The following is a 13,161-nucleotide window of genomic DNA, read 5'->3' as shown; positions in this document are numbered from 1 at the left end:
ATAGGCATGGCTGACGGCACGCTCGACATGAACGCGAAACCCACCGAAACGATTTCGGTCCGCGATGTATTCGGTTTTGACACCGACATGACCGTGAAAGGTTTTGAAGAGCGCAGCGACCGCGTGCCCGAAGTGGACCCGACCTACAAGTTCGATCCCGACACCACGATGGCGATTCTCGCAGGCTTTGCCCGTAACCGCCGCGTGATGATCCAGGGCTACCACGGCACCGGCAAATCGACCCACATCGAACAGGTTGCCGCGCGTCTGAACTGGCCCGCCGTGCGTGTGAACCTCGACAGCCACATCAGCCGGATCGACCTGATCGGTAAAGACGCGATCAAACTTCGTGACGGCAAGCAGGTCACCGAATTCCACGAAGGCATTCTGCCCTGGGCACTGCGCAACCCTGTCGCCATCGTCTTTGACGAATACGACGCGGGCCGTGCCGACGTGATGTTCGTGATCCAGCGGGTTCTGGAAACCGACGGCAAGCTGACCCTTCTGGACCAGAACGAGATCATCAAGCCGCACCCGCATTTCCGCCTGTTCGCCACCGCGAACACCGTGGGCCTTGGTGACACCACCGGCCTCTATCACGGCACCCAGCAGATCAACCAGGCCCAGATGGACCGCTGGTCGCTGGTCGCCACGCTGAACTATCTCTCGATCGACGCCGAAACCAACATCGTTCTGGCGAAGAACCCGCATTTCAACACAGAAGCGGGCCGCAAGATCGTCAAGCAGATGGTCACCGTTGCCGACCTCACCCGCACCGCCTTCATGAACGGCGACCTGTCGACCGTGATGTCCCCGCGGACCGTGATCAACTGGGCCGAAAACTCGGAAATCTTCCGTGACGTGGGCTATGCCTTCCGCCTGACCTTCCTCAACAAATGCGACGAACTCGAACGCCAGACCGTGGCCGAATTCTACCAGCGCCTGTTCGACGAAGAACTGCCGGAAAGCGCCGCAAGCGTGAGCCTGGGGTAATCAGTTCGGGAATGAGCCCATGCACATAGGTTTGATTGGTGGGATCGGCGTTGCCGCGACCGTCGTATACTACCAGCGCCTCGTTGCGGCGGTAGAGGCGAAAGGTGGCACACTAGACCTCACCATCGTCCACGCCGATGTGCATGAGCTGATCCGCAACAACCTTGCAGATGACCGGGCCCCGCAAGCGTCGGTTTACGCAAAGCTGATCGACAGGCTGAAAGCTGCGGGATGCGATTGTGCAGCGATAACGTCCTTGGGTGGGCATTTCTGTTTCGACGAAACAATACCGCTCTCCGCGCTCCCGCTTGTTTCCGCCGTCGCCCCTCTCGACAAGTTCTTCTCTGAACAAGGGATCGAGAGTGTGGGACTGCTCGGAACCCGCGTTGTCATGCAGACACGCCTTTATGGGCAGCTTGTCAAAACAAGGGCAGTCGCCTTGGATGCGGAAGTCGATGAACTAGGTCAAACCTATCAAGACATGGCAGTCGCAGGCCATTGCACGCCAGAGCAACGCGCCATGTTTCTCGATGCGGGTCAGCGTATGACAACGGAACTGGGTGCCGAAGCGGTTGTTCTCGCGGGAACGGATCTCAATCTGGCCTTTGACGGTCAGGAACCGGGATATAAAGTAATTGATGCGCTGGATGTGCATGTGGCGGTCCTGTCGGATCTTGCGACTGGCCGGATCAGCTTGGATGAAGTGACGAAGACGCGATGAAAAAACCTAACGACAACCCCGCCGATCCGTTCAAGAAGGCGCTGGCCGAGGCCACCAAGGTCATGGCCAACGAACCCGATCTGTCGGTGACCTACACCGTTGATCCTTCGGGTGTCTCCGGTGATCAGGTGCGTCTGCCGCAGGTGTCGCGCCGCATGACCCGCGACGAGGTCTTGCTGGCCCGTGGCACCGCCGATGCGCTGGCGCTACGTCTCAAGTACCACGACGACGGCATGCACGCCCGCTATGCTCCGCAACAGGGCATGGCGCGTGACCTCTATGAGGCGATGGAAACCGCCCGCTGCGAGGCGATGGGCGCACGCGACATGCCCGGCACCGCGGGCAACATCGACGCCAAGATCGAACACGAGGCCCGTGGCAAGGGCTATGACCAGATCAAGAGTTCGTCCGACGCCCCCCTGCCCGTCGCCGCGGGCTATCTCATTCGTCATCTCGCCACCGGCCGCGATCTGCCCGATGCCGCCCGCAATGTCATGGAGCTCTGGCAGGGCTATATCGAACAGCAGGCCGGCGACACGCTAGGCGACCTGAACGAACTGCTGTCTGACCAGCAGGGCTTTGCCAAATTCGCCCGCAAGGTCATCGAAGACCTTGGCTATGGCGATCAGCTTGGCGACGATCCCGACCAGGAAGAGGATCAGGAGGACGAGGCGGAAGAGGATTCCGAAGAACAGCCCGATCCCGACAGCAGCGGCCAGGACGACAGTCAGGACGACGAGGCCGAGGCCAACCCCGAGCAGTCGCAGGAAGAACAGCAGGACATGTCCGAGGCCCAGGTCTCGATGGACGAGATGGCCGAGGACGAGTTGGGCGAAGATGTCGAGATGCCCGACGGCGAGGCCCCGCTCGAGCCGCCTGCCCCGCAGCCGGTGTCCGAAGCCGATCCCGACTACAGCGTCTTCAGCACCGACTTCGACGAAGAGATCAAGGCCGAAGAGCTGGCCGAGCCGGTGGAACTGGAACGCCTGCGCGCCTACCTCGACCAGCAGCTTGAACCCCTGAAGGGGGCCGTCAGCCGCCTTGCCAACAAACTGCAACGCCGCCTTCAGGCCCAGCAGAACCGCTCGTGGGAATTCGACCTCGAAGAAGGCATCCTTGATGCCGGCCGTCTGGCCCGCGTGGTCGCCAACCCGACAACGCCGCTTTCGTTCAAGGTCGAGAAAGACACCGAATTCCGCGATACCGTCGTGACGCTGCTGCTCGACAACTCCGGTTCGATGCGCGGCCGTCCGATTTCGATCGCCGCAATCTGCGCCGACGTTCTCGCCCGCACGCTGGAACGCTGCAACGTCAAGGTTGAAATTCTCGGCTTTACCACCCGCGCCTGGAAAGGCGGCCAAAGCCGCGAGGCATGGCTGAACGAAGGCCGCCCCCAGCAGCCCGGTCGCCTGAATGACCTGCGCCACATCATCTACAAGGGGGCCGATGCCCCGTGGCGCCGTTCGCGCGACAACCTTGGCCTGATGATGAAAGAGGGCCTGTTGAAAGAAAACATCGACGGCGAGGCACTGGAATGGGCCCACCGCCGCATGATTGGCCGCCCCGAGGCGCGCAAGATCCTCATGGTGATCTCGGATGGTGCGCCCGTGGATGACTCGACCCTGTCGGTCAACCCCGCCAACTATCTTGAAAAACACCTGCGCGACGTGATCGCCATGGTCGAAAAGCGCCGTCAGGTCGAACTGCTGGCCATCGGTATCGGCCACGACGTGACCCGCTACTATGAACGCGCGGTGACGATCACCGATGTGGAACAGCTGGCTGGCGCGATGACCGAACAACTGGCAAGCCTGTTTGACAGCGACCCACGCAAACGCGCCCGCGTTCTGGGAATGCGCAAAGTCGGCTAATACGTCTTTCGGTGCTCATGCCAACGGGGCACCCTTGGGAAATTGATTGAAGGGGAAGCCTGTGTTCCAGGATTTCAATGTATTGGCGCGCCCGGAACAGGGTCCGCCCCGGCTCGCCGCTCTGCGTCAGGAACTTGCCCGGGAAGGGCTGAACGGTTTCATCATTCCCCGTGCCGATGTGTATCAAGGCGAATACGTTGCACCACGCGACGAGCGCCTCGCCTGGCTGACCGGTTTCACGGGGTCTGCGGGCTACTGTATCGCATTGGCGAACTGTGCGGGCGTGTTCGTTGATGGCCGCTACCGCACCCAGGTCAAGGCACAGGTCGCGGATGACTTCACGCCCGTTGACTGGCCCGAGGTGTCTCTCGGGCAATGGATTCTGGACAATGTCGAGGGCACGGGTGTGATCGGCTATGACGCGTGGCTTCATACTGTCGGACAGATCGAAACCCTCGAAGCGAAGTTGCAAGGCAGCGGCATCACCCTGGTGGCATGTGACAACATGGTTGACCGCGTCTGGGAGGATCAACCCGATCCACCTCGTGCCCGCGCTTCTGCGCAACCCATTGAATTCGCAGGTGAAGAGCATGGCTTCAAGCGTGCACGCCTTGCTTCGGAACTCGTCCACAAAGGTCATCGCGCGGCCCTGATCAGCCAACCCGACAGCATCGCCTGGTTGCTCAACATTCGCGGCTCAGACATCCCCCGCAATCCCGTTGCACACGGAATGGCCCTGCTGAATGACGACGCGACGGTCGATCTGTTTATGGATCCGGTCAAACTCGAAGACGTGGCCGATCATCTTGGCCCGGATATCCGCGTTCATGCGCCAGACCTGCTTCTGAAACTGCTGGTTTCCATGGCGGGTCCAATCCGGCTCGACAAGGCGACAACCCCCTACAAGGTGGCGCACGCCCTTGACACCGCCGGGATCGAAATCCAATGGGGCGATGACCCCTGCGCGCTTCCCAAGGCCTGCAAGAATCCCGCAGAAGTCGCCGGCAGCGTCGAAGCCCACCTGCGAGATGGCGCGGCCATGTGCCATTTCCTGCACTGGTATGACGAAAACGCGGAAACGGGCATCACCGAAATCGACGTTGTCGAAAAACTAGAACAGTGCCGCCGTGACACCAACGCGCTTCTCGACATCAGTTTCGAGACAATCTCGGGAACCGGTCCGCATGGTGCCGTGATCCATTACCGCGTGACCAAAGACACCAACCGCATTCTGACATCGGGCGACCTTCTGGTCCTCGACAGCGGCGGCCAGTATCGCGACGGCACCACCGACATCACCCGCACTCTTCCGGTCGGGCCTGTCGGGCAGGACGAACGCGAGGCATTCACCCGCGTGCTGAAAGGCGTGATCGCGATTTCTGAACTACGCTGGCCCAAAGGCCTTGCCGGGATGCACCTCGAAGCCATCGGTCGCGTGCCGCTCTGGCAGGCAGGACAGGATTTCGATCATGGTCTCGGTCACGGTGTCGGCTCGTATCTCTGCGTCCACGAAGGCCCGCAACGCCTCAGCCGCCTGAGCGATGTTCCCCTGAAACCGGGAATGATCCTGTCTAACGAACCCGGCTACTATCGCCCCGGCGCGTTCGGTATCCGCATCGAGAATCTCATCGTCGTCGAAGATGCTCCTGCCCTGCCAACAGGTGATTCTCACCGGGACATGCTATGCTTCCGCACCCTGACCTGGTGCCCGATCGACCGTCGCATGATCGAGACATCGCTGTTATCCGACCAAGAACGCGCTTGGATCGACACCTATCATGAGACGTGTCGTCACGTTCTGGGACCAAGGCTTCCCAAAGAAGTACAGATGTGGTTGGATCGCGCGACCGCGCCACTGTGACACAGTACGCGCTCGGGAGGATGACACATCGGTGTCATACGCATCCGAAAGGATGTCGCAAGACTTTAAGGGGACAAGCATGGGCAACAATATCACGATCCGCAAAGCGGAAGGAAACTGGACTGTTCGCGCAGGGGGCGCGATTCTGGGAGAGAGCTCGAATGCGCTTGAGCTGTGCGAGGGTGACCTGCCGCCGGTGATCTATTTCCCGCGTGAAGACATCGCGATGGCGTTCCTGGACGACAGCGATCACAGCACCCATTGCCCCAAGAAAGGCGATGCCAGCTATTTCTCGATTGTGACCAAAAGCCAGACACTTAAGAACGCCGTCTGGAGCTATGAGGCTCCGATTGAAGACGTCGCGCGCATCAAGGATCACCTGGCTTTCTACACGGGTGACGGCGTCACCGTAGAGCGTATCTAAGCGCCCAAAACAGCCATATGTATCACGGCGGTATTCCGTCGGTATTGCGTCGGTGCCACCGGCGCAATTTTCATTTCAGCTGTGCTCTTCCGCCGCCGTCGCAGCCAAGGCGCGGTTGTATGCCTTGAGGGCATCCACATGGAACAGTGCCCCCCAGAGTTCCGGCGGCTGCCCCTCGCCCGCTATCGTGACAACAGGGATAAAGGGCACGGCGGCCTTGTCGAAGATCGGCATCGCGGATTCGAGCGTAGCGTTTCCGTCGACATAGATGCCATCCGCGATCATCTCCCAGCAGGTGTCCTCTGAGGCTGCTCGCGGATCATCCTTGGATCGCATCACGCCCGCCACACGGAACATGGACAGAAGGTACGCCTGGGGGCCCGCAGCGACATGCACATTGCGCCGTTCCAGCTGCGTCAGGAAGAACGAGCGATCCACCAACCGCGACCCAAGGGCTGTCGAGATGGACACCGACACCATCACGGCCAGACCGGTCTGCCAGTCCCCGGTCAGTTCGAACACGATCAGCGTTGTCGAGATCGGCGCCCCCAGAACCGCCGCGGCCACCGCCCCCATGCCGGCAAGAGCATAAAGGGTGACCGTGCCGGACACCTCGGGGAAGATCCCTGTCGCGATCAGGCCGAAGGCCAGGCCCGTCAGCGCCCCGACCATCAGCGCAGGTGAAAACACGCCGCCCCCCATGCGCCCGGCCATGGTGATAGACACGGCCACAACCTTCAGGATGGCAAAAACCACGGCCTCATGCAGCACCAGCTTGCCTGTCAGCGCCGCAGAGGTCGTCTCGTAGCCGACACCGATGATATGCGGGAACCAGATAGCAAGAACGCCAAGCAAAGCCCCAGACACCGCCGGTCGCAGCCAACGCGGCATCCGGGTGCGGTCCTGAATATGCGTGGCCATGTCCTCAGCCCAGAAAATCGTCCACATCAGGGCCACGGCGACAAAACCGCAAAGTCCTCCCAACATGAGAAATGCCGGGAGTTCCTGATAGAACTGCAGGGCCCCTGAGGTGGGCAGGGCAAATTCGGTAACATCCCCGAATTCCAGCCGGTTGATGACTGTACCAGCGACAGAGGCGATCACGATCGGGGCAAAGGCGTGCACCGCGAAGTGCCGCAAGACCACCTCGAGAGCAAACAGGGCACCCGCAATCGGCGCATTGAAAGACGCGGACACGGCCGCCGCCACAGCGCAGCCCAACAAATCGCGCCCCGTGATCCCGTCAGCCTTGATACGATTACTGACCCAAGACGAGATGACCGCCGCCATGTGCACCACAGGTCCCTCCCGCCCGGTCGAGCCGCCCGATGACAACGTAATCAGCGAGGCAAAGGCCGAGGCGATACCTTCTTTCTTCTCGACCCGCCCTTCCAGCAACGCCGCGCCTTCGATGACGTCAGCGACCGAGCGCACGCGCCCGTCCGGCGTGAACCTGTGCAAGATCAGCCCGACCACCAGGCCGCCAATCGTAGGGATCACCAAAAGCATGTACCAAGGCAAGGTTCCCGCGAAACTGTGCAGGAGGTTCACATCCTCGGTGCCGTAAAGCGTGGACTGTAGCCAAGTGATGCCCTTGCGGAAAAACAAGGCCGCGAACCCGGCGGCAATCCCGATCAGCAGCGCGATCAGCCAGAATTGGAACTGGCTCGGCCCTTTCTCGACCAGAACCTTCCATCCACCCCGACAGGTCGTGACAGCTTCACGGGCACTTTGGGCCAGAAAGGATCGCGTGGTTTTCGCCATGAGCCAATGATTTTGCTAAGGTTTCTCCTAGCTTTAGGGGTTTCACCGCAAAAGGCAAAGGGGGCGGCCGTAACGATTTCTTGCGAAACGGAAAATTTGGGCAAGTTAGCCCAGCAACGACCGCGCCGCGGCACGTGCTTCATCGGTGATGCTGTCGCCCGAGATCATGCGGGCGATTTCGTCCACGCGCTCACCCTCGGACAGCGGTGTCACCTCGGACAGCGTCTGATCGTTTTCAACCCGCTTGGCCACGCGCCAGTGATGCGCGCCGATCGCCGCCACTTGCGGCGAGTGGGTGACAACAAGCACCTGCCCACCTTCAGACAGGGCGGCAAGACGGCGACCAACTGCATCGGCCGTGGCCCCACCAACGCCACGGTCGATCTCGTCAAAGATCATGGTGATACCGGTGGTCCCGGCCGACAGACAGACCTTGAGTGCTAGAAGAAATCGGCTGAGTTCGCCACCCGAGGCGATCTTGGCCAGTGGCCCCGCGGGCGCGCCCGGGTTCGTCGCAACGGTAAAGGCAACGGTTTCAGTGCCATCAGGCCCGGCCTCGGCCTCGCTCACCTGCGTGGTAAAGACCGCACGCTCCATCTTAAGCGGCGCCAGCTCCTCAGAAACCGCAACATCAAGCCGCTGTGCCGCCTCTGTACGCGCTGCACGCAGTTTGGCCGCAGTCGCCTCATAGGTTGCTTCAGCTGCACTCACCGCCTTGCGCAATGCGTCTATATTGCCTTCGCCCGCATCCAGCGCCGCCAGTTTCTGGCGCAGGTCATCGGCGAAAGCGCCCAGTTCATCCGGAGCCTGCCCATGTTTGCGCGCCAATGCCCGGATTGCGAAAAGCCGTTCCTCAACCTGCTCCAACTCGTGCGGATTGAAATCGAGTGCTTCGAGGCATCGCTCGGCGCCATCAACGGCCTCGGCCAATTCGTTCATCGAACGCTCAAGCGCCGCCAGTGTCCCGTCAAGGCGACCTTCGGTGCCCTCTGTCGCGCTTTCCAACCAACGAAGCGCATCCCCCATCGCACTCTCTGCGCCCTGAGAGAGAGCGTTATGCGCCAGCGTCACTGTTTCACGCACCTTTTCAGCGCCCTGCATCAGGCGGCGGCGGGAATCGAGGTCGGCTTCTTCGCCCGGTTGCGGATCAAGTTGATCCAGCTCGCCAACAGCATGACGCAGGAAATCTTCTTCCGCGCGCGCAGCGGCCAGCGCCTCTTCCGCTGCACTCAGGGCTTTGCGGGCCTTGGAAACGCCGGCCCACGCCGAACGCGTATCACTGCGCAGACCTTCAAGGCGGCCGAATTCATCCAGAAGGTCGCGGTGCCCGCGCGGGTTCAGAAGGCCACGGTCATCATGTTGTCCATGCAGTTCGATCAGCGTTTCGGACAAACGGCGCAACACCTCTCCCGAACAGCGGCGATCGTTCACCCAGGCTGTCTTGCGCCCATCCCGCCCGTTCACACGGCGCAGGAACAACTCTTCACCGCCCGGCAGCCCCGCCTCTTCAAGGATTGCATGGGCAGCGTGCCCCTCGGGCAAATCAAACACGGCGACAACCTCGCCCTGCTCGGCACCGGCGCGCACCAGTTCAGCACGTCCCCGCCAGCCAAGCACGAACCCCAACGAGTCCAACAGGATCGATTTACCCGCACCGGTTTCTCCGGTCAGCACATTCAACCCCGGCTGGAACCCGAGGTCCAGCCGGTCAATGATCAGCATGTCGCGAATATCAAGCGAACGCAGCATGGGACAACCTCAGATCCTGTCCGGGTTGATCAGAGCCATCTGCCCTGCACGGTCTGACGATACACTTGCTTCAGCCAGCCATCGCTTGCCGCTTCCAACTCGAGACCACGGCCCGTCAGCAGCTTGTAGCTGTCCTCGTACCATTCGGTCGAACGGTAGTTGTGACCAAGGATGGCACCAGCAGTCTGGGCTTCTGCATCAAGGCCCAGGGACAGATAGGCTTCGACCAGACGGTGAAGCGCCTCGGGGGTGTGGGTTGTGGTCTGGAAATCCTCGACGACAACGCGGAACCGTTTGATGGCTGAACCAAAGTGGTCACGGCGCAGGTAGTAGCGCCCCACTTCCATCTCTTTGCCAGCGAGGTGGTCAAAGGCGAGATCGAACTTGAGCTTTGCCGACTTGGAGTAGCCGCTGTCGGGATAGTTCTCGATCACCTTCCGCAGCGATTGCAGCGCCTGGAAGGTCAGGCCCTGATCACGTCCAACATCGTCGATCTGGTCATAATAGCTGAGGGCAAGAAGATACTGTGCGTAGGCCGCGTCGTCATCCGCCGGATAAAAGTCGATGAATCGCTGCGCGGCGGCGCGGCTGTTCTCATAGTCCTTAGCCTCATGATACGAAAAGGCTTGCATAATGAGAGAGCGCTTGGCGATTTCCGAGTAAGGATACAAGCGTTCGACTTCAGAGAAGTAGAACGCCGCTTTCTCTTCGTCGTTGTTGTTGAGCTCGTACTCACCCCGTTCGTAGATTTGCTCGGCCGAAAAGGACTCGATTGGCAACTCGCCACGCTGTACTTGCTCGGCAATGCTGCCCTTGCCGCAAGCCGCAAGCAAAGTTGTTGCGAGAATCGCACCGCAAACTCCCAAACGCGATCCGACACCTGTCATACTGCACAACCTCTTATCCGGTTAAGGCAGACCAACACTGCCCTTTCCAAAGCTGTTAGCACAGAAAATCGCGGTGCAAAACGTCTTTGGCAGGAAATCGCAGACAAGTTCAGGCGACGGCAGGCATTTCTGCGATATGCACGCCGGCACCGGGCAGACGCGCAGCCGTCATTTCGTCGACTTCAACGAAACGATACGCATCCGGATGCGCAAAAAGCTCGCGCAAGAGAGCATTGGTCAGGGCGTGGCCTGCACGATGGCCAACGTACTGACCAACAATCGGCGCCCCCGCCAAAGCCAGATCCCCCAAGGCATCCAGCATCTTGTGGCGCACGGCCTCGTCACGGTGACGCAGGCCACCCGGGCTCAAAACATCTGCACCATCAACCACAACCGCGTTTTCCAGCGTGCCTCCAAGGGCAAGGCCATTGGCGTGCATCATGTCGACATCGGCCTTGCGGCAGAATGTGCGGCTATCGCAAAGCTCGCGTACGAAGCTGCCGTTGGCCATGACAAGCGACTTGTCCTGAACGCCGATGGCCTCATCCTCGAAATCGATGTGAAAATCGATCTTCATTTCGTTTGCCGGTGCAAGCGAGGCAGTCGCATCACCACGGGTCACGGAAACCGGCTTGAGAATTTCGATCACACGAGTGCGCTGGCGCTGACCAACGAGGCCCGCACGCAGGATCCCGCGAACGAACTCGGCCGAGCTGCCATCGAGAATCGGAACCTCGGGGCCGTCAATCTCAATCAGCGCGTTGTGAACGCCGGTACCTGCGAGTGCAGCCATGATGTGTTCGATGGTGGAAACGGTCACACCAGCGTCATTCACAATCCGCGTGCACAGAGCGGTTTGTTCAACCACATCCCAGCGGGCGGGGATCATTGCGTCACCAATCAAAATATCCGTCCGACGGAACCAGATGCCGTAATCGGCAGACGCCGGATGAACCGTCATGTGAACCGGTTTACCCGAGTGCAGGCCTGTCCCTGTAAAGCGAATGGATGATTTGACCGTGTGTTGCACGCTTTTCTCCGAATGGCGCGATACGCCCCCAGTGGTACCGCAATCCTGACCTACTTGGTCGCGCAGTGCTTCACAATTCAAACATTGTAACGGACTGAAACATCGCTGAAACAAATCGGCAAATCACCGCTCAAAGACAGATAAGCCCATGAATTAAAAAGAAAAAGGCCGCCAATTTGGCGGCCTCTTCTACGAAATTACTTTACGTTAGTTTGCCTGGCGACGCAGGAAGGCAGGGATCTCGATCCGCTCCTGATCCTCGTCATACTCGGGCTCCGACTGTACCGCCTGAACCGTCGGCTGCTGACGTGCGGCCTGAGGCGCGCTTTCCGCACCGTGTCCGGTCATGCGGCCAATCAGCGAGTTCAGGCCGAAACCACCACGCTTCGGCTCTTCGGCACGCGGCTGCTGAAGGGGGGCTTCGGGTTCAACAGCTGCCGCAGGGCGGGCCGCCGGGGCCGAAGGGGCCTTTTCAGCGGCGGCGCGAAGGCGCTGAAGAACTTCTGGCGACGGGGTGCCGACAGGGCGGGCCTTGGGTGCCACGAAAGTCTCGGGTTCGTCTTCTTCATAGGCTTCAGGCTGCGGGTTGAAGCTGGCAACCTGCGGCTGGTACGCGGGCGGCGGCAGGTCATCATCCTGCTGCTGCACAGCGGCCGGAGCCTCTTCGAAGATATCTTCCATCTGGTCTTCTGCTGCGGCACGCTCTGCGTCCAGCGCATTGAAGAGCGAGGGCTCTTCCTCAACCGGAGCCTCGGCAACGGCCGGGGTTTCCTCCACGACCGGGGCATCTTCAACCTTGGGCTCTTCAAGAACATGGGTCGCCAGAGGCTTGGACATCGGACGGCGCACCGGCAGTTCTGCCGGAACTTCCGAAGCATCGATGCCGGTCGCAACCACAGAAACCCGCATGCCACCATCCAGAGTGTCATCCAGCGTCGAACCAACGATGATGTTGGCGTCGGGATCAACCTCTTCGCGGATACGGTTGGCGGCTTCGTCCAGTTCGAACAGGGTCAGGTCGTGGCCGCCGGTAATGTTGATAAGAACACCACGCGCGCCACGCAGGCTGATTTCGTCCAGCAGCGGGTTGGCGATGGCCTTCTCTGCCGCCTGGATCGCACGATCTTCGCCTTCGGCTTCGCCGGTGCCCATCATCGCCTTGCCCATCTCGTCCATCACGGCGCGAACGTCGGCAAAGTCGAGGTTGATGAGGCCCGGACGAACCATCAGGTCGGTCACGCCCTTCACACCCTGGTACAGAACGTCATCGGCAAGCGAGAACGCTTCGGTGAAGGTGGTCTTTTCCGTGGCAAGACGGAATAGGTTCTGGTTTGGGATGATGATCAGCGTGTCCACGACCTTCTGAAGGGCTTCGACACCCTCTTCGGCCTGACGCATCCGCTTGGCACCCTCAAACTGGAACGGCTTGGTGACAACACCCACGGTCAGAACACCCAACTCACGCGCGGCCTGCGCGATGATCGGAGCCGCGCCGGTACCGGTGCCACCGCCCATACCGGCCGTGATAAAGCACATGTGCGCGCCGGCCAGCTGGTCAACAATCTGTTCGATGCTTTCTTCGGCTGCCGCAGCGCCGACGGTTGCCCGTGCGCCCGCGCCCAGACCCTCGGTGACTTTCACACCAAGCTGGATGCGCGATTTGGAACGGCTTTGCTGAAGCGCCTGCGCGTCGGTGTTGGCGACAACAAAGTCGACACCTTCCAGCGCCTTTTCAATCATGTTGTTGACCGCGTTACCGCCTGCGCCACCAACACCAAAAACCGAGATGCGCGGCTTCAGGTCCGCCTGCTCGGGCATAGTCAGATTCAGAGTCATGGTTTTCCGCCTGTCTTGTTCCCGT

Annotated in this window: 10 protein-coding genes; 5 read left to right on the top strand and 5 right to left on the bottom strand. The window is 60.5% G+C overall.

Annotated elements, in window-relative coordinates; genetic code table 11:
* Positions 1–6 precede the first annotated feature (6 nt).
* From cobS to NNA36_RS05985, 5 genes are all read left to right on the top strand, one after another.
* Complete coding sequence (gene cobS / locus NNA36_RS06005; protein ID WP_255105218.1) at positions 7–993, top strand: cobaltochelatase subunit CobS; 987 nt, start codon at positions 7–9, stop codon at positions 991–993.
* Between the two features lie 19 nt (positions 994–1,012).
* Positions 1,013–1,714 (top strand): aspartate/glutamate racemase family protein, encoded by a 702-nt coding sequence (locus tag NNA36_RS06000; protein WP_255105216.1) that lies wholly within the window; start codon positions 1,013–1,015, stop codon positions 1,712–1,714.
* Positions 1,711–3,585, top strand: a complete 1,875-nt coding sequence (gene cobT, locus NNA36_RS05995) for a cobaltochelatase subunit CobT (protein ID WP_255105213.1) — start codon at positions 1,711–1,713, stop codon at positions 3,583–3,585. Before NNA36_RS06000 ends, cobT begins: the two co-directional genes overlap by 4 nt.
* A 61-nt stretch (positions 3,586–3,646) precedes the next feature.
* Positions 3,647–5,446 carry an aminopeptidase P family protein gene (locus NNA36_RS05990; protein WP_255105211.1) on the top strand — a complete coding sequence of 600 codons (1,800 nt, stop codon included), beginning with the start codon at positions 3,647–3,649 and terminating at the stop codon, positions 5,444–5,446.
* 79 nt (positions 5,447–5,525) lie between these two features.
* On the top strand, positions 5,526–5,870 hold the full coding sequence (locus NNA36_RS05985) for a DUF427 domain-containing protein (protein WP_255105208.1): 345 nt from the start codon (positions 5,526–5,528) through the stop codon (positions 5,868–5,870).
* Between the two features lie 75 nt (positions 5,871–5,945).
* Here NNA36_RS05985 and NNA36_RS05980 read toward each other — a convergent pair whose 3' ends face one another.
* From NNA36_RS05980 to ftsZ, 5 genes are all read right to left on the bottom strand, one after another.
* Positions 5,946–7,634 carry a chloride channel protein gene (locus tag NNA36_RS05980; protein ID WP_255105205.1) on the bottom strand — a complete coding sequence of 563 codons (1,689 nt, stop codon included), beginning with the start codon at positions 7,632–7,634 and terminating at the stop codon, positions 5,946–5,948.
* Positions 7,635–7,739: 105 nt separating this feature from the next.
* On the bottom strand, positions 7,740–9,383 hold the full coding sequence (gene recN, locus NNA36_RS05975; RefSeq protein WP_255105202.1) for a DNA repair protein RecN: 1,644 nt from the start codon (positions 9,381–9,383) through the stop codon (positions 7,740–7,742).
* Positions 9,384–9,412: 29 nt separating this feature from the next.
* Positions 9,413–10,270, bottom strand: a complete 858-nt coding sequence (locus NNA36_RS05970) for an outer membrane protein assembly factor BamD (protein WP_255105199.1) — start codon at positions 10,268–10,270, stop codon at positions 9,413–9,415.
* Positions 10,271–10,379: 109 nt separating this feature from the next.
* Positions 10,380–11,300: a UDP-3-O-acyl-N-acetylglucosamine deacetylase gene (gene lpxC / locus NNA36_RS05965; protein ID WP_255105196.1), complete on the bottom strand. Its 921-nt coding sequence runs from the start codon at positions 11,298–11,300 to the stop codon at positions 10,380–10,382.
* A gap of 207 nt (positions 11,301–11,507) precedes the next feature.
* Entirely contained in the window at positions 11,508–13,136 is a 1,629-nt protein-coding gene (gene ftsZ, locus NNA36_RS05960; RefSeq protein WP_255105193.1) for a cell division protein FtsZ, read from the bottom strand.
* Between the last annotated feature and the right edge of the window lie 25 nt (positions 13,137–13,161).

It is taken from the genome of Shimia sp. CNT1-13L.2 (genome assembly GCF_024331145.1).
Lineage (GTDB): Bacteria > Pseudomonadota > Alphaproteobacteria > Rhodobacterales > Rhodobacteraceae > Shimia.
The sequence above is the reverse complement of the archived record's forward strand: the minus strand, read 5'-3'. Positions and strand labels throughout refer to the sequence as shown.

Coding starts and splice junctions, on each gene's coding strand:
- cobS (WP_255105218.1), top strand. CDS start 7: ATGGCTGACGGCACGCTCGACATGAACGCGAAACCCACCGAAACGATT.
- NNA36_RS06000 (WP_255105216.1), top strand. CDS start 1,013: ATGCACATAGGTTTGATTGGTGGGATCGGCGTTGCCGCGACCGTCGTA.
- cobT (WP_255105213.1), top strand. CDS start 1,711: ATGAAAAAACCTAACGACAACCCCGCCGATCCGTTCAAGAAGGCGCTG.
- NNA36_RS05985 (WP_255105208.1), top strand. CDS start 5,526: ATGGGCAACAATATCACGATCCGCAAAGCGGAAGGAAACTGGACTGTT.
- NNA36_RS05980 (WP_255105205.1), bottom strand. CDS start 7,634: ATGGCGAAAACCACGCGATCCTTTCTGGCCCAAAGTGCCCGTGAAGCT.
- recN (WP_255105202.1), bottom strand. CDS start 9,383: ATGCTGCGTTCGCTTGATATTCGCGACATGCTGATCATTGACCGGCTG.
- NNA36_RS05970 (WP_255105199.1), bottom strand. CDS start 10,270: ATGACAGGTGTCGGATCGCGTTTGGGAGTTTGCGGTGCGATTCTCGCA.
- ftsZ (WP_255105193.1), bottom strand. CDS start 13,136: ATGACTCTGAATCTGACTATGCCCGAGCAGGCGGACCTGAAGCCGCGC.